Origin of the sequence: Tessaracoccus palaemonis (assembly GCF_019316905.1) — a bacterium.
Classification (GTDB): Bacteria; Actinomycetota; Actinomycetes; order Propionibacteriales; family Propionibacteriaceae; genus Arachnia; species Arachnia palaemonis.
The window spans coordinates 1,159,101-1,178,437 of the sequence record NZ_CP079216.1; the positions used below are offsets into that span (position 1 = coordinate 1,159,101).

22 protein-coding genes and 1 tRNA gene are annotated in these 19,337 nt (G+C 68.8%); 17 read left to right on the forward strand and 6 right to left on the reverse strand.

Annotated features, from left to right (window positions below; genetic code table 11):
- Positions 1 to 238: 238 nt before the first annotated feature.
- Positions 239 to 323: transfer RNA gene (locus tag KDB89_RS05155), tRNA-Leu, on the reverse strand.
- Between the two features lie 130 nt (positions 324 to 453).
- On the opposite strand from KDB89_RS05155, the gene KDB89_RS05160 reads away from it, so the two are divergent.
- The 6 genes from KDB89_RS05160 to KDB89_RS05185 all read left to right on the forward strand — a co-directional run bounded on the left by KDB89_RS05160 (position 454) and on the right by KDB89_RS05185 (position 6,907).
- Positions 454 to 828: a DUF3224 domain-containing protein gene (locus KDB89_RS05160; protein ID WP_219083781.1), complete on the forward strand. Its 375-nt coding sequence runs from the start codon at positions 454 to 456 to the stop codon at positions 826 to 828.
- Between the two features lie 200 nt (positions 829 to 1,028).
- Complete coding sequence (locus KDB89_RS05165; protein WP_219083782.1) at positions 1,029 to 2,033, forward strand: ABC transporter permease; 1,005 nt, start codon at positions 1,029 to 1,031, stop codon at positions 2,031 to 2,033.
- A 52-nt stretch (positions 2,034 to 2,085) separates the two neighbouring features.
- Positions 2,086 to 3,819 (forward strand): ABC transporter substrate-binding protein, encoded by a 1,734-nt coding sequence (locus KDB89_RS05170; protein ID WP_219083783.1) that lies wholly within the window; start codon positions 2,086 to 2,088, stop codon positions 3,817 to 3,819.
- Positions 3,820 to 3,882: 63 nt separating this feature from the next.
- Positions 3,883 to 4,896, forward strand: coding sequence for an ABC transporter permease (locus tag KDB89_RS05175; RefSeq protein ID WP_219083784.1), 1,014 nt, complete (start codon positions 3,883 to 3,885; stop codon positions 4,894 to 4,896).
- Entirely contained in the window at positions 4,896 to 5,918 is a 1,023-nt protein-coding gene (locus KDB89_RS05180) for an ABC transporter ATP-binding protein (protein WP_219083785.1), read from the forward strand. The genes KDB89_RS05175 and KDB89_RS05180 overlap by 1 nt, the downstream gene beginning before the upstream one ends.
- 8 nt (positions 5,919 to 5,926) lie before the next feature.
- Positions 5,927 to 6,907, forward strand: a complete 981-nt coding sequence (locus KDB89_RS05185; RefSeq protein ID WP_219083786.1) for an ABC transporter ATP-binding protein — start codon at positions 5,927 to 5,929, stop codon at positions 6,905 to 6,907.
- 8 nt (positions 6,908 to 6,915) lie between these two features.
- Here KDB89_RS05185 and KDB89_RS05190 read toward each other — a convergent pair whose 3' ends face one another.
- The 3 genes from KDB89_RS05190 to KDB89_RS05200 form a co-directional block, all read right to left on the reverse strand.
- Positions 6,916 to 8,361, reverse strand: a complete 1,446-nt coding sequence (locus KDB89_RS05190) for a plasmid pRiA4b ORF-3 family protein (RefSeq protein WP_219083787.1) — start codon at positions 8,359 to 8,361, stop codon at positions 6,916 to 6,918.
- Between the two features lie 157 nt (positions 8,362 to 8,518).
- On the reverse strand, positions 8,519 to 9,481 hold the full coding sequence (locus tag KDB89_RS05195) for an aldo/keto reductase (RefSeq protein WP_219083788.1): 963 nt from the start codon (positions 9,479 to 9,481) through the stop codon (positions 8,519 to 8,521).
- 23 nt (positions 9,482 to 9,504) lie between these two features.
- Entirely contained in the window at positions 9,505 to 10,329 is an 825-nt protein-coding gene (locus KDB89_RS05200) for an undecaprenyl-diphosphate phosphatase (protein ID WP_219083789.1), read from the reverse strand.
- Positions 10,330 to 10,400: 71 nt separating this feature from the next.
- Here KDB89_RS05200 and KDB89_RS05205 point away from each other — a divergent pair, with 71 nt between their 5' ends.
- From KDB89_RS05205 to KDB89_RS05235, 7 genes are read left to right on the forward strand one after another with little or no spacing between them, the layout of a single operon-like run.
- The gene (locus KDB89_RS05205) at positions 10,401 to 11,057 is read left to right on the forward strand and encodes a histidine phosphatase family protein (protein WP_219083790.1); all 657 of its coding nucleotides are present in this window, start codon (positions 10,401 to 10,403) and stop codon (positions 11,055 to 11,057) included.
- 10 nt (positions 11,058 to 11,067) lie between these two features.
- A complete protein-coding gene (locus KDB89_RS05210; RefSeq protein WP_219083791.1) occupies positions 11,068 to 11,589 on the forward strand; it encodes a DUF3090 family protein in 522 nt (173 codons plus the stop codon).
- Entirely contained in the window at positions 11,586 to 12,323 is a 738-nt protein-coding gene (locus KDB89_RS05215) for an SCO1664 family protein (protein ID WP_219083792.1), read from the forward strand. Before KDB89_RS05210 ends, KDB89_RS05215 begins: the two co-directional genes overlap by 4 nt.
- 17 nt (positions 12,324 to 12,340) lie before the next feature.
- Entirely contained in the window at positions 12,341 to 13,588 is a 1,248-nt protein-coding gene (mshC, locus tag KDB89_RS05220; RefSeq protein WP_219083793.1) for a cysteine--1-D-myo-inosityl 2-amino-2-deoxy-alpha-D-glucopyranoside ligase, read from the forward strand.
- Positions 13,589 to 13,605: 17 nt separating this feature from the next.
- A complete protein-coding gene (locus KDB89_RS05225; protein WP_219083794.1) occupies positions 13,606 to 13,869 on the forward strand; it encodes a phosphoribosyl-ATP diphosphatase in 264 nt (87 codons plus the stop codon).
- A gap of 13 nt (positions 13,870 to 13,882) precedes the next feature.
- Entirely contained in the window at positions 13,883 to 14,746 is an 864-nt protein-coding gene (hisG, locus tag KDB89_RS05230; protein ID WP_219083795.1) for an ATP phosphoribosyltransferase, read from the forward strand.
- Positions 14,743 to 15,315: a hypothetical protein gene (locus tag KDB89_RS05235; protein ID WP_219083796.1), complete on the forward strand. Its 573-nt coding sequence runs from the start codon at positions 14,743 to 14,745 to the stop codon at positions 15,313 to 15,315. Before hisG ends, KDB89_RS05235 begins: the two co-directional genes overlap by 4 nt.
- A 187-nt stretch (positions 15,316 to 15,502) precedes the next feature.
- Here KDB89_RS05235 and KDB89_RS05240 read toward each other — a convergent pair whose 3' ends face one another.
- Together KDB89_RS05240 and KDB89_RS05245 are read right to left on the reverse strand one after the other, a co-directional pair.
- A complete protein-coding gene (locus tag KDB89_RS05240; RefSeq protein WP_219083797.1) occupies positions 15,503 to 16,420 on the reverse strand; it encodes a type IV toxin-antitoxin system AbiEi family antitoxin domain-containing protein in 918 nt (305 codons plus the stop codon).
- A 216-nt stretch (positions 16,421 to 16,636) separates the two neighbouring features.
- A complete protein-coding gene (locus KDB89_RS05245; RefSeq protein WP_219083798.1) occupies positions 16,637 to 17,155 on the reverse strand; it encodes a hypothetical protein in 519 nt (172 codons plus the stop codon).
- 54 nt (positions 17,156 to 17,209) lie between these two features.
- Between KDB89_RS05245 and KDB89_RS05250 the strand changes: the two genes are divergently transcribed.
- The 4 genes from KDB89_RS05250 (at position 17,210) to rplT (ending at position 19,331) form a co-directional block, all read left to right on the forward strand.
- A complete protein-coding gene (locus KDB89_RS05250) occupies positions 17,210 to 17,734 on the forward strand; it encodes an SseB family protein (protein ID WP_219083799.1) in 525 nt (174 codons plus the stop codon).
- A gap of 192 nt (positions 17,735 to 17,926) precedes the next feature.
- On the forward strand, positions 17,927 to 18,652 hold the full coding sequence (gene infC / locus KDB89_RS05255; protein ID WP_219083800.1) for a translation initiation factor IF-3: 726 nt from the start codon (positions 17,927 to 17,929) through the stop codon (positions 18,650 to 18,652).
- A gap of 36 nt (positions 18,653 to 18,688) precedes the next feature.
- On the forward strand, positions 18,689 to 18,895 hold the full coding sequence (rpmI, locus tag KDB89_RS05260; protein ID WP_219083801.1) for a 50S ribosomal protein L35: 207 nt from the start codon (positions 18,689 to 18,691) through the stop codon (positions 18,893 to 18,895).
- Positions 18,896 to 18,962: 67 nt separating this feature from the next.
- Positions 18,963 to 19,331 (forward strand): 50S ribosomal protein L20, encoded by a 369-nt coding sequence (rplT, locus tag KDB89_RS05265; RefSeq protein ID WP_219083802.1) that lies wholly within the window; start codon positions 18,963 to 18,965, stop codon positions 19,329 to 19,331.
- Positions 19,332 to 19,337 lie beyond the last annotated feature (6 nt).

Below are 19,337 nucleotides of genomic sequence, written 5' to 3' on the forward strand. Positions count from 1 at the left end.
TCAAGAGACTCATGCGTTCGAAGAATAGAACAAGACTCGAGATTGATCAGAACCGTGGGTGCCGTCGGTGCGCTCTGAACGGGTGTAGAGCAAGCCCCCTGGCGTGAGCGCGGCTAGGGCGGGCGTCAACGGCGTCGCGACGTCCCAGAGCGTCCTGGAGTGATCCGATGGCCGATCCAGGCATGAGAAAACCCCAGCTGGCGAGCCGCAAAGCCTTGTCAACTGGGACTTCGATCTGTGTCCGAGAGAGGACTTGAACCTCCATGCCCTTAACGGGCACTAGCACCTCAAGCTAGCGCGTCTACCTATTCCGCCACCCGGACGAGTGGTGCATCCCCTTTCGGGGCGCGACACGAAACACTAGCAGGTCTGGGGACGCGATGCACAATCGAGGCTCCCGCGGCGGGGCTCGGCGGCCTACGCTGGGGGCAGGACCCTGGTCGAGGAGGACCGATGACTGTCGTCGCAACATTCGAGATCGAGATCACCCCCGCCGAGGGACTGCTGCCCGGTACCGGGCGCTTCGACTTCACCAAGCGCTGGTCCGGCGACGCGGAGGGCGTCAGCACCGGGCTGATGATGTCGGCCGGCGCCCCGGTCGACGGCACCGCGGGCTACGTCGCCCTCGAGGTGTTCGACGGCGTGCTCGCCGGCCGCCGCGGCACAGTGACCTTCCACCAGTTCGGATCCATGCGGGGCGGGGTGCAGGACCTGCGCTACGAGATCGTGCCCGGTTCCGGTACCGGCGAGCTGGCCGAGGTCGGAGGAGTGCTCCGCCTGGAGATCGACGACGACGGCCTGCATCACGTGACGTTCGACCTCTCCTGACGCGACGCCGGCCTGGGGCGCGCATCGGTTCTCCCGGCCTGGGCTGGCACCTACGGCGCTCGGCTCCCGCAGCCCGATTTCGCGATTCGTTGAACACATCGCAACGTGACTGTTACACGCACGTTCCCTACCGGTCACCTCTGGTTCGCTAACTTGTGCTCGCCGCCCTGCTTCGAGGAGCAGGGCAGTGAGGAGAACACATGTCAGCCGACACAGCGCGCGCCGCCGAGGCGTCCGATCCCGTTGCGGATGCCCGCGACGGAGCGGTGGCCATCGCAGGCCGTACGCCGTGGCAGATCGTGCGGACCAGGCTGGTCCGGGACAAGGTCACCATGGTGGCCTTCGGCGTGGCGGTGCTGTTCGTCCTGCTTGCGCTCACCGCACCCCTGATGACCCGCTTCGGGATCATCAACCCCTACCTGAACAACAGCGACCTGGTCGGCGGGCTCGGGTCGCTGCCGATCGGGGATTTCGGCGGCGTCTCGTGGGAGCACCCGATGGGCGTGGAGCCTGGCACCGGCCGCGACCTGCTCTCGCGGGTGCTGTCCGGGCTCACCGTCTCGCTCGTGGTCTCGACCTCCGCCGTCGCGATCTCCGTGGTGCTCGGCACGATCATCGGCATCGTCTCTGGCACGGCGGGCGGAAAGGTCGACTGGTTCTTCTCTCGGCTCATCGACTTCGTGCTGAGCTTCCCGCAGACCCTGATGCTCATCGCCCTGTCCACCATCACGATCGACCTCCTCCAGTCGGCCCTCGGCGTGGGGCGCACGCCTGCGTCGATGCTGTTCATGATCGCGGTGATGGGTTTCTTCGGGTGGCCCTACTTCGCCCGCATCATCCGCGGCCAGGTCCTCTCGCTCAAGGAGCGCGAGTTCGTCGAGGCGGCCCGCTCGTTGGGTGCCGGGCGCGGACGCATCTACTTCAAGGAACTGCTGCCGCACCTCTGGGCCCCGATCCTCGTGTACACGACGCTCGTGATGCCGCAGAACATCGCGACCGAGGCCGCGCTCGGGTTCCTGGGCGTCGGGATCCAGGCGCCGACGCCGTCGTTCGGGTCGATCCTCAACGACTCGGTGCATTACGCGACGTCCGACCCCGCGTACTTCATCTTCCCTGGCCTGACCCTGTTCCTGGTCGTCCTCGCGTTCAACCTCCTCGGCGACGGGCTGCGTGACGCGCTCGACCCCAAGGCGGATCGTCAGTGACGCCGCCCACCTGTGACTTCCCATCCCCAACCACTAGTGAAGGAGAGCGCCCATGAGGCGTAGCAAGATCGCCGCGGTCGCGGCACTGATGGCCGTAGGCCTGGTCTCGGCCTGCGGGTCCACCACGTCTTCGGAAAGCCCCTCCGGCGCGGCGGCAGCCGAGGCGGAACCCACCGCGGGCGGCACCCTGAACCTGCTGATCGGCACTGCCACCGAACACTGGGACCCTCAGCGCACCTACGTGGGCACCGCCATCGAGTTCGGCAACCGCGCCTTCGCACGCACGCTGACCACCTGGTCCGCCGTCGACTCAAACACGGAGCAGGCGACGCTGGTCGCCGACGCCGCGACCGACACCGGCACCGTGAGTGACGACGGCAAGACCTGGACGTTCACGCTCAAGGACGGCATCAAGTGGGAGGACGGCAAGGACGTCACCTGCGAGGACTACAAGTACGGCATCTCCCGCACCTATGCCGTCGACGTCATCACCGGCGGCCCCAACTACGCCATCCAGTTCCTGGACATCCCCAAGAATGACGACGGCTCGTCGCAGTACGCCGGCCCCTACAGCGGTGAGGGCCAGGACCTCTACGACAAGGCCGTCAGCTGCGACGACAACGTCATCACGTTCAAGCTGAACCAGCCCGTCATGGACTTCAACAGCACCATCACGATGACGGCCTTCGGCGCCTTCCGGGAGGACAAGGACCAGGGCGACAAGTCGAACTACCAGATCTTCTCCAACGGCCCCTACAAGCTCGACGGCACCTGGTCGCCGAACAGCGGCGGCACCTTCGTGCGCAACGAGTACTGGGACGCCTCCACCGATGAGGTCCGCAAGGCCTACCCCGACCAGATCGCCTGGGACGAGTCTCTGACCCAGGAGGTCGTCTACGAGCGCCTGATCGCCGACCAGGGCGACGACAAGAACGCCATCTCGTTCGACCAGGCCCCCGTCACCGCGCTCGCGAACACCACGTCGGCCTCGGACCGAACCGACATCGTCGCCTCGCCCTACACGCGCTACCTCGTGCCGAACTTCAAGTCGAAGGTCATGAGCGACGAGGTGGCCCGCGAGGCCCTCGCGCTCTCCGCCGACCGCTCGGCCTACGTCACGGCCAGTGGCGGTGAGGAGGTCGCCAACCCGACCAACTCGCTGATCAACCCCGCGCTCCCGGCCTTCCCGGACACCCCGCTGCTCGCCGGTGAGTCCGGCGATCCGGCCGCCGCGAAGAAGCTCCTCGAGGACGCCGGCTACACCCTGCCGGTGTCGATCAACGTGGCGTACCGCAAGAACGACACGATGGACAAGATCTTCGCGGGCCTCAAGGAGGGTTGGGACGCCGCCGGCTTCGAGACCAACCTGATCGGCATTCCCGCCGAGCAGTACTACGGCACGCTGCAGTCCCCGGACTCGGCCGACAAGTACGACGTCTACTGGGCCGGCTGGGGCGCGGACTACCCGTCGGCGTCCACTGTCATCCCGCAGCTCCTCGACAGCCGCTCGCAGATCAGCGAGGGTGGCCCCGGCCAGGACTACGGCTACTTCGACAACGACGAGTTCAACGCCGGCATCGACAAGGCCTACGCCATCGCCGACGCCACCGAGCGTGAGGCTGCCTGGGCCGCGCTCGACACCGACGCCGTCACGAAGTACTACGCAGTGATCCCGATGATCGTCGACCAGTTCGTCTTCGTGCGTGGCAGCAACGTGCAGGGTGCCTACGTCAACGGCACCTTCACCGGCTACTACGACATCGCGACCGTCTCGGTCAAGAGCTGATCTGACAGACAAACCGGGTGGGGGTGCGCCTTCGGGCGCGCCCCCATCTGCCAAGGAGCGGGCGTGTTCTACTACATTCTCAGGCGGATGATCTCCGTCGTCGTGATGCTGTTTCTCATCACGGCAACCACCTTCATGCTGTTCTACGCATCGCCGATCGACCCGGCAAGATACACCTGCGGCAAGAACTGCACGCCCACCATCCTCGAGGGCAACCGCGTCGCCCTCGGCTACGACCAGCCGGTCGCCGTCCAGTACGGCAAGTTCGTCGCCGGCCTCGTCGTGGGCCGCGACTTCCCCGACAACGAGGCCCTCCGCGAGGCCAACCCCGAGCAGGTCGTGCACTGCGCCGCCCCCTGCCTCGGCTACTCGCCGAGCCAGCACCGCACCATCAACGAGATGGTCGGCGAGGCCTGGCCCGTGTCCGTCTCCATCGCCGTGGGCGCCTTCGTCCTGTGGATCCTCGTCGGCGTCGGCGGCGGCATCATCGCGGCGCTCACCAAGGGCCGATGGCCCGACCGCGCCATCGTCGGCGCGGCACTCACGGGCTTCTCGCTGCCCACCTTCTTCGTCGGCCTCATCCTGCTGACCTTCCCGGCCATCAAGTGGGGCTGGGTCCCCATCCCTGACTACGTGCCATTCCACGAGAGTCCGATCGCCTGGGCCCAGAACCTGGTCCTGCCCTGGATCACGCTCGCCTTCTTCTACGCCGCCAGCTATGTGCGCCTGACGAGGGCCTACATGATCGAGACCCTCAGCGAGGACTACATCCGCACGGCCAAGGCGAAGGGCGTGCGCAGGTCCCGCGTCGTGTTCCGCCACGGGCTGAGGGCCACGACGACGCCGCTGGTGACCGCGGCCGGCCTCGACCTCGGCGGCCTGCTCGGCGGCGCCATCATCACCGAGTCGGTGTTCTCGATGCACGGCCTCGGCTTCCTGGCCGTCCGCTCCGTCACCAACATGGACCTGCCGACCATCGTCGCGATGGTGATGATCGTCTCCGCCTTCGTCGTCATCGCCAACATGATCGTCGACGTCCTGTACGGCTTCATCGACCCGAGAGTGAAGGTTGCCTGATGAGCGAACCGTTCCTGCAGGTCAACGATCTGACCGTGCACTTCCCGACCGATGACGGCGTCGTCCGCGCCGTCGACGGCCTCAGCTTCACGCTGCGCAAGGGCGAGACGCTGGGCATCGTCGGCGAGTCGGGGTCCGGGAAGTCGGTCACCTCGCTCGCGATCATGGGTCTGCACCGCGGCACCCGCGCCGAGGTCAGCGGCTCCGTGATGCTCGACGGCACCGACCTGCTGGCCATCGGCGACGAAGAACTCCGCCGACTCCGCGGCCGCAAGCTCGCGATGATCTTCCAGGATCCGCTCTCGGCGATGCACCCGTACTACACGGTCGGAAAGCAGCTCACCGAGGCCATCCGCGTCCACGAGAAGGTGTCGAGGAAGGCTGCCCGCGCCACCGTCGTCGACATGCTCGGCCGCGTCGGCATCCCGAACCCGTCGCGCCGCTTCGACCAGTACCCGCACGAGTTCTCCGGCGGCATGAGGCAGCGGGCCATGATCGCCATGGCGCTGATCAACAACCCCGAGCTGCTGATCGCCGACGAGCCGACCACCGCGCTCGACGTCACCGTCCAGGCCCAGATCCTCGACCTGATGCGCGACCTCCAGCAGGAGTTCGGCTCTGCCATCATCATGATCACGCACGACCTCGGAGTCGTCGCCGAGATCGCCGACGACGTCATGGTCATGTACGGCGGCAAGGCCGTGGAGTACGCCGAGGTCGACGACCTCTTCCACCAGCCCGACCACCCCTACACCTGGGGCCTGCTGACCTCCATGCCGCGGCTCGACCGGGCGAAGTCGGAGCGGCTGCTGCCGGTCGTCGGCAACCCGCCGTCGCTGATCAACGTGCCGCCGGGCTGCGCCTTCAATCCGCGCTGCGCATTCACCGAGTTCGGCTCGCGTCCCTGCGACGTGGCCGTGCCCGAGCTGGCCGAGTCGTACCCGAAGCACGACTCGCGCTGCCACATCCCGGTGCCCCTGCGCGCCGAGCTCTTCGCCGAGCAGATCGCCCCGAGGCTGTAGGAGACACCATGAGCCTGCTTGCAGTGCACGACCTGAAGAAGCACTTCCCGACCTATCAGCAGAAGCTGATCCGCAGGGAGGGCGATCCGGTCAAGGCCGTCGACGGACTGAGCTTCAGCCTCGACTCCGGCGAGACGCTCGGCGTCGTGGGGGAGTCCGGCTGCGGCAAGTCGACCGCCGGCCGCACGGTCCTGCGCCTCCTGGAGCCCACCGGCGGCCGGATCGAGTTCCAGGGCAAGGACGTCACCGACGTCAAGGGCGAGGAGTTGCGCCACCTTCGCCGCGAGATGCAGATGGTCTTCCAGGACCCGTTCGGCTCGCTGAACCCCCGCCACCCGATCGGCGCCATCATCGCCGCACCGTTCCAGATCCAGGGCATCAGACCAGAGGGCGGCGTCCGCCGCACAGTGCAGGAACTGATGGAGCGCGTCGGCCTCAACCCCGAACACTACAACCGCTACCCGCACGAGTTCTCCGGCGGCCAGCGCCAGCGCATCGGCGTCGCGCGGGCCATCGCACTGAAGCCCAAGCTCATTGTCTGCGACGAGCCGGTCTCCGCGCTCGACGTGTCTATCCAGGCGCAGGTCATCAACCTGCTGGAGGACCTGCAGGAGGAGCGCGACCTGGCCTACGTCTTCATCGCGCACGACCTGTCCGTGGTGCGCCACATCTCCGACCGGGTCATGGTGATGTACCTCGGCAAGACGATGGAGATCGCCGACCGCGACGCGCTGTACGAGCGGCCCATGCACCCCTACACACAGGCGCTGCTGTCCGCGGTTCCGGTGCCGGAGCCGCGCCGCGACCGGGAGCGGATCCTGCTCCAGGGTGACCTGCCCAGCCCCCAGAACCCGCCGTCGGGCTGCGTGTTCCGCACGCGGTGCCCCATGGCGACCGAGAGGTGCGCCGTAGAGGTCCCGCTGCCCGTCGAGATCGAGCCCGGCCACGTGGTGGCCTGTCACTTCCCGACGGTGCGTGACGTCGTGTAGACATCAGCTCAAGCCCGGATGACGGTCCGGGCGATCGCTGCGACAGCCGGGTTCACCCCCGTGGGTCGCCAGTTCGCGCGCGTCGCGCCCGCAAGGAGGCGGAGCGCGTCGAGCGTTGGGCTGTCGGATGAGGGCGCGCGGTAGGGATCGTCACGGTCGCACCAGCCGAGGCCGGACAGGAGCTCGCTGATGCTTGCTTCCCACAGCTCAGCGGGTGTCTCTTTCGCGACGACGGCGAGCGCCATCCATCCGGCATGTCGCTCGGCGCGGGTTGTTCCGAGTGGGAGTCGGCCGGTGATGTGGCGCAGGATCGCCTGCGGATCGTCCCGGCGTGCCGCTATCGTCCGAGTCGGAGCGATGCGGCCTTTTCGCACCGAGACGAGTCCCAGTGCTCGTGCTGTGGCGCGGAGCTCCCAGACGGGCCAGGTGAGGTCCTCGCGGTTGGCCTTGCCGATCCACCATCCGGTGATGCCCGTGCGATGTGCGATCTGTTCGACGACGACGGGCTTCAGATACCCGGCGCCGGTGAGGGCCGCGCCCTCCCCGACGACGTCGAGGAGCACACGGAACGGTTCGGTGAGAACGGCAGCATCGTCTGCGTCGACATCAGTGGCACCGGAAGCGGAGGGATGCGCGAGAGCGCTGCGCAGGCCGCGCGCGCCGCGGTTGAGTGACAGTTCGAGCAGCGACGCGAGCTCCTCGACGACCGGGATCGGTTCGGCGGTCACGGCGGTGATGAGTTCGTTCGTCTCATCCATGTCGAAGGCGTCGGGATGCCAGCCGTCGGGCAGCCAGGCGCGACCTTCCGCAGTGCTGTCGAACACCTCGGGGCGGAGTGCGTCGTCGTAGTCGCTGCGCACCCAGTCAGCGAGCTCGCCGTAGCCCCAGATGCCGCCGCAGTCCTCCGGCGGGCAGGCGAGCTTCCCGCCGACGCACGTCGGAGCCGGAGAAGGGCCGTCGAGCACCTTCTCGACGCGGAGCACGTGTTTCCAGTCATCGCCGAAGTCGTAGTCGTACCAGAGCCGATCACCCTCGGCAGAGAGGACCTGATCGAGACGCACGTCGTCTTCGAGCATCCCCTCGTCACCCTCATCGAGGTCGAACTGGGTGAGGAACTCGGGAGGGTTTCGGTCGTTGCTCGTGCGGAAGCGGTGCAGGTGGCTGTCGGTCCATCCCATCGCCGCCTGGATCACCTCGTGCAACCGGGGGAGGAGGATGTCGCCGGGGACCTCTATCCGTCGCCACACCGGCGGCTTCGTACGCTGCAGGTCGATACGGATGCGGAAACCTCGCACCGTTGCGGGGATAGGGAGGAGCTGCGGCTCGGGACGACGCCAGATGTTGTCCAGGCCTCCCGTGTCGAACCAATCACCAGGCTGAACCGACATCGTGCTCGTGCGGATGTGGTCGATGAACTTACGAATCTCCGCCGCGTCGAAGCCCTGAGCCGCCATACGTTCTCTCCCCGGTTCGTGCGCCTCGATTGACAGCGCAGCATCAAGGACAATCCTGGCTCAGCGGATGCTCTCCCCCAAGTGATGGGCATGGAAATCTCCACCGGGTCCCATCCCGCCCCATAGGGAGGGTCCCGGCGCCGTAACCCTGGCCTCGTCAGCGGTAGGCGTTCGGCCCGCCGGAGATGTCGTCGAGCGCCGAGACGATGGGCGCGACGAGCTCCTTGCCGTCGGTCTCGAGCAGCTCCGCGAGCTGGTCCACGGTGCGCGGACCGATGAGGGCGGAGGCGACCTGCGGCGCGTCGCGCACCCACAGCATCGCGACCTGTGATGGGGTCAGGCCCAGACCCTGCGCGGCGTGTGCGACGGCGTCGACGATGGCCGCCGAGCGGGGTTGCAGGTACGGCTCGACGAACCAGCCGAAGTGCTCCGACGCGCCGCGGGAGCCTCCCGGGAGGCGGTTCCCCCGGTACTTGCCGGTCAGCACGCCGCGGCCCAGCGACGACCAGGCGAGCACGCCCATCCCGTGGTGGCGGGCCGAGCCGATGACCTCGACCTCCGCCCGGCGGGCCAGGAGCGAGTACTCGACCTGCACGCTGCTGAGCTTCGTGCGGGAGCGGTCCGCCTCCTGCCAGGTGGCGGCGGTGGCGCTCTGCCAGCCGACGAAGTTCGACACGCCGACGTAGCGGGCCATGCCCCGGGCGACGGCGGTGTCGAGCGCCGAGAGCGTCTCCTCGATGGGAGCGTCGCCCCAGGCGTGCACCTGCCACAGGTCCACGTGGTCGGTCCGCAGCCGCGCCAGGGATGCCGCCAGGTCATCGAGCAGCGCACCGCGAGAGGTGTCGATCACGCGGTGACCGCCGCGCACGACGAACCCCGCCTTCGACGCGATCACCAGCGACTCGCGGGGCAGGCCGGCCGCGATCGCCTTGCCGATCATCTTCTCCGCGACACCGGCCCCATACGCAGGCGCCGTGTCGACGAGGTTGCCGCCGGCGGCCACGAACTCGGTGAGCATGTCGCGCGCGACGGGCCACTCGACGTCGCGGCCCCAGGCCATGGTGCCAAGCCCGAGGGCCGACACCTGCAGCCCGGATGATCCCAGCGGTCGTGTCAGCATTCCCCGACCCTATAGCTCGCGACTCAGGCGACGAGCACGCCGGACCAGATGAGGCCCGCGACGACCGCGGCGACCGCGAGGCGGTAGACGACGAAGATCGTGAAGTTGTGCGTCGAGATGTAGCGCAGCAGCCAGGCGATGACGGCGTAGCCGACGAAGAACGCGATCAGCGTCGCGACGATCGTCGGACCCCACGACACGTGCGGGTCGCCGGGGATGTCCTTCAACTTGTACAGGCCGGACCCGAACACGGCGGGGACGGCGAGCAGGAACGCGTAGCGGGCCGCGGCCTCGCGGGAGTAGCCGAGGAAGAGGCCACCGGAGATCGTCGCGCCCGAGCGGGACACGCCGGGGATCAGGGCGCACGCCTGGAACAGGCCGAACAGGATGCCGTGCGGCCAGGTGAGCTCCTTCATGGTGCGCGTGTTGTTCGCGCCGAAGCGGTCGGCGATGGCAAGGATGATCGCCACGCCGGCCAGCATCGCCACGGTGATCCACAGGTTGCGCAGCGTCGCGTCGATGGCGTCCTCGAAGATCACACCGAGCAGCACGATCGGGACGGAGCCGATGATCACCAGCCAGCCCATCCGGGCGTCGGGGTCCTTCCGGTCGACGCTGCCTCGGAGGCTGCCGATCCACTGCGTGATGATGCGGGCGATGTCCCGCCGGAAGTAGACCAGCACTGCGGTCTCGGTGCCCAGCTGGGTCACGGCCGTGAAGGCCGCGCCCGGGTCGTCGCCGCCGAAGAACAGCTGGCCGACGATCGAGACGTGGGCGCTTGAGCTGACGGGCAGGAACTCGGTGAGACCCTGCACGAGGCCGAGCACGATGGCCTGCAACCAGTCCATGGGCGATTCCCCTCGGGAGAAGACAAAACAGCGTCACTGTACCCCGCCCGGCCAGCGCATAGGCTGGCGGCATGACCAGGGTCGTGCTCATCCGCCACGGACGCTCCACCGCGAACGCGGACGGGGTGCTTGCGGGAAGGGCTGCCGGGATCCGCCTCGACGAGGCCGGGCGCGACCAGGCGACGCGACTCCGCGAGGCGCTGGCCTCCGCGCCGGTCGCGGCGGCCTACAGCTCGCCGATCGAGCGCTGCCTGGAGACCGCTCAGCTCGCGGGGTTCCCGGACGCGATGGTCGTCGAGGGGCTGACCGAATGCGACTACGGACGGTGGACCGGGCTCCGGCTCGACGAGTTGCGCTCCGAGGCCGTCTGGGACACGATCCAGGCCGATCCGGGGAGCGTCACCTTCCCCGACGGCGAGTCGATGCGCGACATGTTCGACCGGGTCACGGGCGTCGTCGGCGATCTGGCGGCGCGGCACGCCGACGACGAGACCATCGTGGTCTTCTCGCACGGCGACCCCATCAAGGCGGTGCTGGCGCACGCCTTCGGCATCGGCATTGACCGGTTCCAGCGTGTGCACGTCAACCCCGCCGGGGTGAGCGTCATCGAGATGCGCGATGACCGCACCCTGGTGCTGTGCGTCAACGCGGGCGGCGACCTGTCAGACCTGATCGGCTCACGTCCCGGGCACGTCGTCGGCGGCGGCGACGTGGCACGGGCCAAGTAGGGTGGGCGCCATGTTCTGGGAGTTCAAGCGACCCGACCGCTGCGTGGTCGGCACCGTGGGCCAGCCGGGGAGCCGGCTGTTCCTCATCCAGGTCGCGCAGGGCAACGAACTGGCAGCCGTGGCGCTGGAGAAGCAGCAGACTCTGCTGCTCAGCATGCGCGTCACCGAGGTCCTCGACCAGCTGAGCGAACTGGGGCACGATGTGCCGCCCGCGCATCAGCCCTTCGACATGGGCCCCCTCGACGCGCCCCTCGAGGTCAACTTCCGGGCGTCGGCCATCGGGCTGGCCTGGGACCAGGAGACCGAGCGGCTCGTCCTCGAACTCATCTCGGTCGAACTCGACGAGGACTCCGGCGACAGCTCGCTCCTCCAGATCCGCATGACCCCTGCGATGGCGCGCGAGTTCGCGGCCAGGGCGCAGGTCTTCGTCGCGTCCGGCAGGCCCGCCTGCCCGGCCTGCGGTCAGCCCCTCGACCCGGGCGGTCACATCTGCCCGCGGGCGAACGGGTACCGGGGCCCGTTGTTCCCGTGACCGGGCCGCGTGGCGCGCTGAGGCTGGTGGGGCGACTCACCGACGCCTCGAACGCCACCTTCCTCGCCTCCGACGAGGCGGGGGACCGCTGGGTCTACAAGCCCGTGGCGGGGGAGGCGCCCCTGTGGGACTTCCCCGAGGCGACGCTGAGCCGTCGCGAGGTCGCAGCGTTCGAGCTGTCCGAGGCACTCGGGCTGGGCATCGTGCCCACCACGGTGTGGTGCGACGGGCCGCTGGGCGAGGGATCGGCCCAGGCATGGATCGAGGGGCAGCCGACCGACCTGATCGACCTGCTGCCGCCCGAGGACCTCACAGAGGAATGGCTGCCGATCCTCGCCGTCGAGACCGAGGACGGCAGCCCCCTGCTGCTGGCCCACCGCGACGATGCCCGGCTGCGGAGCGTCGCGCTCTTCGACGCGCTCCTCAACAACGCCGACCGCAAGGCCAGCCACCTCATCGCGGACGGGGACGCCGTCCGTGGTGTGGACCACGGGGTGAGCCTGCATGTCGAGCCGAAGCTCCGCACCGTCCTGTGGGGGTGGGCGGACGACCCGTTCACCGAGCCGGAGCAGCGGCTGCTGGAGCGCCTGATGGCGCTCCACGCCCCGCTCGCGCCCGGCCTGGCCGATGAGGAATGGGAGGCGCTGGCCGACCGGGCCGCGGCCCTGTTCGCGGCGGGCGAGATGCCCCGTCCCGGCCAGGGACGTCCGGCGATCCCGTGGCCCCCGCTGTAGCCGCTAGATTTGGGGCCATGTTTGCGTGGGCTCCCGTCGCCATTCCCAGTCTTCCTCCGTCGGAACAGGTGCCCGAGGCACTCAGCCTCTTTGACACGGCAACCGGCACGATCGCCCCCGTCACGCCGGTCGACGACGACGCTCGGCTGTACGTGTGCGGCATCACCCCCTACGACGCGACGCACCTCGGTCACGCCAACACCTACGTCACGTTCGACCTCGTCGGCCGCGTGTGGCGCGACCTGGGGCTGAGCGTCACCTACACCCAGAACGTCACCGACGTCGACGACCCGCTGCTGGAGCGGGCCGCCGAGACAGGCCAGGACTGGGAGGAACTCGCGGAGGGGCAGATCGAGCTGTTCCGCTCCGACATGACCGACCTGCGCGTCATTCCTCCGGACCACTACATCGGCGCCGTCGAGTCCATCTCCTACGTGCTCGACCTCATCGAGGTGCTCAAGGACAGCGGGCTGGTCTACCAGGTCGACGACGACGAGTACCCGGACTGGTACTTCAACACCGTCGGCGCGCCGGGCTTCGGATCGGTCAGCCACCTGGACGAGCAGGCGATGACCGAGCGGTTCGCGGCCAACGGCGGCGACCCCGACCGCCCCGGCAAGCGGCACCCGCTCGACTGTCTCGTGTGGCGCTTCTCCCGCCCTGGCGAGCCGAGTTGGGCCTCCGACCTCGGCGCGGGGCGGCCAGGCTGGCACATCGAGTGCACCGCCATCGCGCTGCGCTGGCTCGGCCCCGACTTCGACGTGCAGGGCGGAGGCTCCGACCTCGTCTTCCCGCACCACGAGATGTGCGCAGCCGAGGGCATCGCCGCGACGGGGCGGCCGCTGGCCGGCACCTTCGTCCACTCCGGGATGGTCGCGCTCGACGGCGAGAAGATGAGCAAGTCCAAGGGGAACCTGGAGCTCGTCAGCCGGCTACGCCACCAGGGGGCCGACCCGATGGCCATCCGGCTGGCGCTGCTCGCGCACCACTACCGCAGCGACTGGGAGTGGACCCCGGACCAGCTCGAGGTGGCCACCGCCCGCCTGGCCCGCTGGCGCGCCGTGGTCGACTCCGGGGTCGTCGCCCCAGTCGACGAGCTGCTCGCCGCCCTCCGCTCGGCGCTCCGCACGGACCTCGACGCCCCGGCGGCGCTGGCCGCCGTCGACGCCTGGGTCGAGGCCTCGGCGGAGCGCGGGGTCGCGAACCAGGCCGAGGCGGACGCCACGCGTGACGCGCTCGACGCGCTGCTCGGCATCCGGCTCTAGAGGGTAGGCTGCCCCCCGTGAAGTCCTTTGAGCAGCTCTTCGAGCAGTTGACCGAGACCGCCAGCGCGCGACCCGAGGGGTCCGGCACCGTGAGGAAGCTCGACGAAGGCGTCCATGCCATCGGCAAGAAGATCGTCGAGGAGGCCTCCGAGGTCTGGATGGCCTCCGAGTACCAGTCGAAGGAAGAGGCGGCCGAGGAGATGAGCCAGCTCATCTACTGGACCCAGGTCATGATGATCAAGCTCGGCCTCGACATCGACGACATCAACCGCTACCTCTGACAAGGGCTTTCACGTGAGCAACGACCGACTCCTCCGCATCGCCGTCCCGAACAAGGGCGCGCTGGCCGAGCCAGCCGCCGCCATGCTGCGCGCCGCCGGCTACCGCCAGCGCACCGACGCCAAGGACCTGACGCTGATCGACGCCGACCACAACGTCGAGTTCTACTACCTGCGCCCCCGCGACATCGCCGTCTACATCGGCCGCGGCGACCTCGACCTCGGCATCACCGGCCGCGACATGCTGATCGACTCGGCCGCGGACGCCACCGAGATCATGCAGCTCGGCTTCGCCGGGTCGCGCTTCCGGTTCGCCGCCCTGGGCGGCTCGACGATGACCGTCGCCGACGTCGCTGGCAAGCGCATCGCCACGTCGTACCCCGGCCTGCTGCGCGCCTTCCTCGACGAGCAGGGCATCTCCGCCGAGCTGGTGAAGCTCGACGGGGCCGTGGAGTCGGCCATCCGCCTCGGCGTCGCGGACGTCGTCGCGGACGTCGTCGACACGGGAACCACGCTCCGCCGCGCCGGCCTCGAGCTGTTCGGTGACTCGATCTGCAGCTCCGAGGCCGTGCTGATCCAGCGCAACGGAGCCGAGGAGCTGCCGGCCAGCGCCGACGCGCTCCGCACGCGCCTCACGTCCGTGCTCGTCGCCCAGAACTACCTGATGATGGACTACAACGTCGAGCAGTCGAGCTTCGACGCGACTCTCGCCCTGGCGCCGGGCGTCGAGGGGCCGACGGTCTCCACGCTGGCCAAGGAGGGCTGGTACGCCGTCCGCGTGCTCGTGCCCCGCAAGGGCGCGCACCTGCTGATGGACCAGCTCTACGAGGCCGGTGCCCGCGGCATCCTGCTCACCGAGCTCACGGCGTGCCGCCTGTGAGCGACGCCGCACCCGAGGCGGCGCCCGTTCCCGAGCGTCTGTCCTACACGAGCCCGCCGGCCCTGATGACCGCTGTCGTGCTGTCCATCGTCCTGCTGAGCGTCTCGATGTTCGGCTGGTGGGCGATCGGCGAGGAGATCCGCGACAAGATCACCTGGCCCCAGGCGGGCACGCTGCTGTTCTTCGTGTTCCTGATGATCGGGATCATGCTCAGCATCGGCTATTCGCGGCTGTGGGCCGACGAACGCGGCGTCATCGTCCGCAACGGGCCCTTCATCCGCCGCTTCACCATCGCCCAGATCGCCGGCGTGCGGCTGCGCCCCGGCGACGCCTGGACGTCGCTGCTGCTGAAGACCGGCGACGGTGAGGAGCCGAAGCGCCAGCCCGTGCTGGCGATCCAGTTCCTCGAGGGGGAGGCCGGCCGCCGCAAGGTCGTCGACCTGCGCCGTTGGCTCGTCGCCCGGGGTGCCGGCGCCGCCCCGTCGACTGGTGCGCAGCCCACCGGTGACACCCCGTCGGCTGGTGGGGCGGTTCCGCAGTCGTCGCCGACTGACGGCCCCATCGCCTGACGCCACCCTTATCGACGGACGCCACCCTTACCAACCGACGCTACCCTTCGTGACCGATGCCACCGCCATGGCGGTGGCATGTGCTGAAACGGGTGGTGCCTGTCGGTAAGGGTGGCGTCTGAGGTGGCGTGTCGACGGTGTGGTTGCGACGGCGTGCTGCCGGCCTCCCGCCTCGACGCAGTCGGCCTCAGGCGGATCGACTGGCCGACGCGGCCATCGCGTTGTGGATGAGCCGGGCGAGCGACGCGCCCTGCAACGCGGTTGACCAGTCCCATCGGACGATCCAGAACCCGGCCTGCCGGATGGCCTCCTCCCGTCGCTTCTCACGCATGATCGCCTCCTCGGGCGACTGGCCGGGCTTCAGCAGCTCTCCGTACTTCCACTTCCCATCCACCTCGCCGACGAGGCCGAGTTCCGGCCAGCCGAAGTCGGTGCGGGCCACGACCACACCGTCGGCGTCGACCACCTCGAACTGCACCACAGGTGCCGGCACGCCGAAGCGGGCGAACTGCACCCGGCTGATCGACTCGGCCGGAGACTCTGCCTGCCCGTCCGCGAACGCGAGGGCGCGACGGGCGGTCCCCAGCCCGGCCAGGCGCGGATGCCGGTTCAGGGCAGAGCCCAACTCCGCGCGTTCCAGTCCGGTCCCGAGCGCGGCATCGAGGGTGGCCACGGCCCACTCGAAAGGCATGGTCCTGGCGAGGTCGGCGGCTGTGCGGGCAAGGGTGGTTACCCGGAATCCGGCGCGATCCTCGTACTCGTCCGGGTCGATGGCTGTCTGGCGGACTCGAAGCAGTGGGCTGCCCTTGCCGTGGCCCGCCGTGAGCCGGGCCATCGTCACCAGAGACAGCCCATCGGATGGGACAGGGAGCCCGTGCACGACGCCAGCGGACTGGTGGCTGATCACGTTGGAGTCGTGCACGCATGGGAGCGCGCTGAGGATCAGCAGCCGATGCTCATCGACGGCGCTCTGCGGGCCCGACGCGTGGTACACGCCGCGCCTCGGCCTGGTCAGCTGCCCCGCCCGGAGCCGCTGGCGGACCTCGCGATCGGTGAGCCCCGTTGAGAGCAGCTGGGCGTGCGTGAAGACGTCGTGTCGTGTCATGCGACGAGTTCAGTCCGGTGAGGGTCAACTCACCGTGTCACGCCTCCGCCTGTGGACAACTCTCCCACTGGCATCCACAGCCCGATGCGCCGTGACGCCCGTCACCCCTACGTGCAGACGCCACCCTTGCCGACACACGCCACCCGTTTCAACACATGCCACCGCCAGGGCGGTGGCATCGGTCACGAAGGGTGGCGTCCGTTGGTAAGGGTGGTGTCACATGATGCCGCGCTTGCGCAGCAGCTCCTCGATCTCGGCGTCCTCGGGGTCCAGGCCCGTGGGCTGGGCGCCCTTCTGGACCTGGGGCGTCGACTTCTGGCGCGTCGGTACGGGCACCGCGCCGGCACCCGGCGCCGCCTTCGTGGCCGCGCCCGGACCCCCCGTCGCGGCCCGCGGACCCGATCCGGCCGTGGCCGAGGGGGTCTTCGGCGGCTGGCCGGAGCCCTTCGGCAGCAGCGTACCGACGACGGCGACGATGAGGCCACCGACCAGCAGGCCGGTACCCCAGGCGACAGGCGTCGTCAGCGCCGTGCGCTGGAACCAGTCGACGAGCGAGGCGATGCCGTTGATCGTCAACTGCGTCCACCCCGTCAGCCAGTAGCCGACCACCAGCGCGGCAAGGCCGGCGCCGATGACGGCGGGGCGCGCGGCCCGTGTCCGGGCGGTCATCCCCGCGGCGACCGCGAGGATGACGACGGCCAGCCCGAGGGTGATCAGGAACGACAGTGACATCATGAGTCCAGTCTGTCACAGGCCCACAGTCCCTCCGGTGCGGCTACCCTCGCTGACATGGATCTGCGAACCCTCGCCCAGCCCAGCTCGCGCTTCGCCGGCGACCACGGCGAGGCCGACCCCCTCACGCGCGAGGCGCTCGCCCGCGTCGAGGACCCGACAAGCTACATCCGTGCGCTGGTCGCGCTCTGTTCCAGCCGGCTGCTGCTCCCCATCGTGGCGAGCGGCGACGACGGGGGGACCGAACCTGACCCTGACAGGCATGCCGAGATGGCCGCCGTCACGTTGACCGACGAGTCGGGCAGCCACCTGCTCGCCTTCACCGGCGTCGACTCCCTGCGGGCCTGGCAGGCCACCGCTCGTCCGGTGCCCTGCCTGCTCGACGAACTCTGCGCGACGGTCGGGCCCGCAGGGGCGGGCGCGTTGCTCATCGACGTGGCCGGCCCCCATCCGCTCGTCATCTCCGGCGAGGCGCTGGAGTTCCTTGCCTCCGGCATGGCGGTCGTGGAGTTCGAGGACGGTGAGTTCGGCTGGGTCCGCTACGCCGACGACAGGGCGGAGGATGAGTCGTCGCAGGGGTGACCGGGACCCGATTAGCGTTTCGTTCCTGCGCCGCGTAGACTTCCGTGAGTTACCGGCAGCATCATGCTGCCCGCTCAAGTGGAGTCACCTCCCACCTAGGCTGCCCAGGCGGCCGGGTCATCGGTAACCGGGACGCCGGCGTGCGTCCGGGTTCGATGTCAGTGGCCTCCGCACGTGCGGGGGCCATTCTGCTTGCCCGGCGACACACGACTCAACCTTGGAGGACCCATCAGCACTGAACCGCGGATCAATGATCGCATCCGAGTACCCGAAGTCCGGCTCGTCGGCCCTAACGGCGAGCAGGTAGGCATCGTGCGCGTCGAGGACGCCCTGCGTCTCGCCGCGGAGAACGATCTGGATCTTGTCGAAGTGGCGCCGATGGCGCGGCCCCCGGTCGCCAAGCTCATGGACTACGGCAAGTTCAAGTACGAGGCCGCGCAGAAGGTGCGCGACGCCCGTCGCAACCAGTCGAACGTCGACACCAAGGAGATGAAGCTCCGCCTCAAGATCGACAAGCACGATTACGAGACGAAGAAGGGCCACGTCGTCCGGTTCCTGAAGGCCGGCGACAAGGTCAAGATCACCATCATGTTCCGAGGCCGCGAGCAGTCGCGCCCCGAGCTCGGCATGGACCTGCTGCGTCGCCTGGCTGAGGATGTGACCGAGTTCGGTTACGTCGAGTCCGCGCCCAAGCAGGACGGCCGCAACATGCTGATGGTCCTCGGCCCGACCAAGAAGAAGACCGAGGCCCGCGCCGACCAGGCAGCGGACCGGGACCGTCGGATGGCGGAGCGACGCGAGAACGCCGAGCAGGACAAGGTCGCTGAGGCCGAGCTCCGCGCGGCGGCCGGTGGCACCACCTCGACGAAGAAGAGGCGCGGTCCCGCCGACAACATGGACCCAGACATCGATCTCTGACGAGATCGGCCACGAAGAAGAAAGCGAGGCACGGACATGCCCAAGATGAAGTCGCACTCCGGCGCGAAGAAGCGGTTCAAGACCACCGGCACCGGCAAGCTGGTGCGCCGTCAGGCCAACCTGGGTCACCTCAACGAGCACAAGGCCTCGACGCGCATCCGCCGTCTGCAGGCCGCGGAGTCCGTCTCGGCTCCCGACGCCAAGAAGATCCGCAAGCTCCTTGGTAAGCACAAGGGCCGCTGAGCCTAACCCCCCTCTCGTCAACGAACCCACCGTCGGCTAGGCCGACCAATCCTCAAGGAGTGATCCCATGGCACGCGTGAAGCGTTCTGTGAATGCGAAGAAGAAGCGTCGCGAAGTTCTCGAGCTGGCCTCCGGCTACCGCGGCCAGCGTTCCCGCCTGTACCGCAAGGCCAAGGAGCAGATGCTCCACTCGGCCACCTACAGCTACCGCGACCGTCGCGCCAAGAAGGGCGACTTCCGTGGGCTGTGGATCCAGCGCATCAACGCTGCCGCCCGCGCCGAGGGCATGACCTACAACCGCCTGATCTCCGGTCTGAAGAACGCGGGCGTCGAGGTCGATCGCAAGATCCTCGCCGATCTGGCCGTCAACGACACCGCTGCCTTCAACGCCCTGGTTGCTGTCGCGAAGGACAACCAGAGCGTCGCGGCCGCCTGAGGGGCG

Coding starts and splice junctions, on each gene's coding strand:
- KDB89_RS05170 (WP_219083783.1), top strand. CDS start 2,086: ATGAGGCGTAGCAAGATCGCCGCGGTCGCGGCACTGATGGCCGTAGGC.
- KDB89_RS05245 (WP_219083798.1), bottom strand. CDS start 17,155: ATGATGTCACTGTCGTTCCTGATCACCCTCGGGCTGGCCGTCGTCATC.
- KDB89_RS05185 (WP_219083786.1), top strand. CDS start 5,927: ATGAGCCTGCTTGCAGTGCACGACCTGAAGAAGCACTTCCCGACCTAT.
- KDB89_RS05200 (WP_219083789.1), bottom strand. CDS start 10,329: ATGGACTGGTTGCAGGCCATCGTGCTCGGCCTCGTGCAGGGTCTCACC.
- KDB89_RS05195 (WP_219083788.1), bottom strand. CDS start 9,481: ATGCTGACACGACCGCTGGGATCATCCGGGCTGCAGGTGTCGGCCCTC.
- KDB89_RS05165 (WP_219083782.1), top strand. CDS start 1,029: ATGTCAGCCGACACAGCGCGCGCCGCCGAGGCGTCCGATCCCGTTGCG.
- rpmI (WP_219083801.1), top strand. CDS start 18,689: ATGCCCAAGATGAAGTCGCACTCCGGCGCGAAGAAGCGGTTCAAGACC.
- KDB89_RS05190 (WP_219083787.1), bottom strand. CDS start 8,361: ATGGCGGCTCAGGGCTTCGACGCGGCGGAGATTCGTAAGTTCATCGAC.
- KDB89_RS05240 (WP_219083797.1), bottom strand. CDS start 16,420: ATGACACGACACGACGTCTTCACGCACGCCCAGCTGCTCTCAACGGGG.
- KDB89_RS05180 (WP_219083785.1), top strand. CDS start 4,896: ATGAGCGAACCGTTCCTGCAGGTCAACGATCTGACCGTGCACTTCCCG.
- KDB89_RS05250 (WP_219083799.1), top strand. CDS start 17,210: ATGGATCTGCGAACCCTCGCCCAGCCCAGCTCGCGCTTCGCCGGCGAC.
- mshC (WP_219083793.1), top strand. CDS start 12,341: ATGTTTGCGTGGGCTCCCGTCGCCATTCCCAGTCTTCCTCCGTCGGAA.
- KDB89_RS05205 (WP_219083790.1), top strand. CDS start 10,401: ATGACCAGGGTCGTGCTCATCCGCCACGGACGCTCCACCGCGAACGCG.
- rplT (WP_219083802.1), top strand. CDS start 18,963: ATGGCACGCGTGAAGCGTTCTGTGAATGCGAAGAAGAAGCGTCGCGAA.
- KDB89_RS05210 (WP_219083791.1), top strand. CDS start 11,068: ATGTTCTGGGAGTTCAAGCGACCCGACCGCTGCGTGGTCGGCACCGTG.
- KDB89_RS05160 (WP_219083781.1), top strand. CDS start 454: ATGACTGTCGTCGCAACATTCGAGATCGAGATCACCCCCGCCGAGGGA.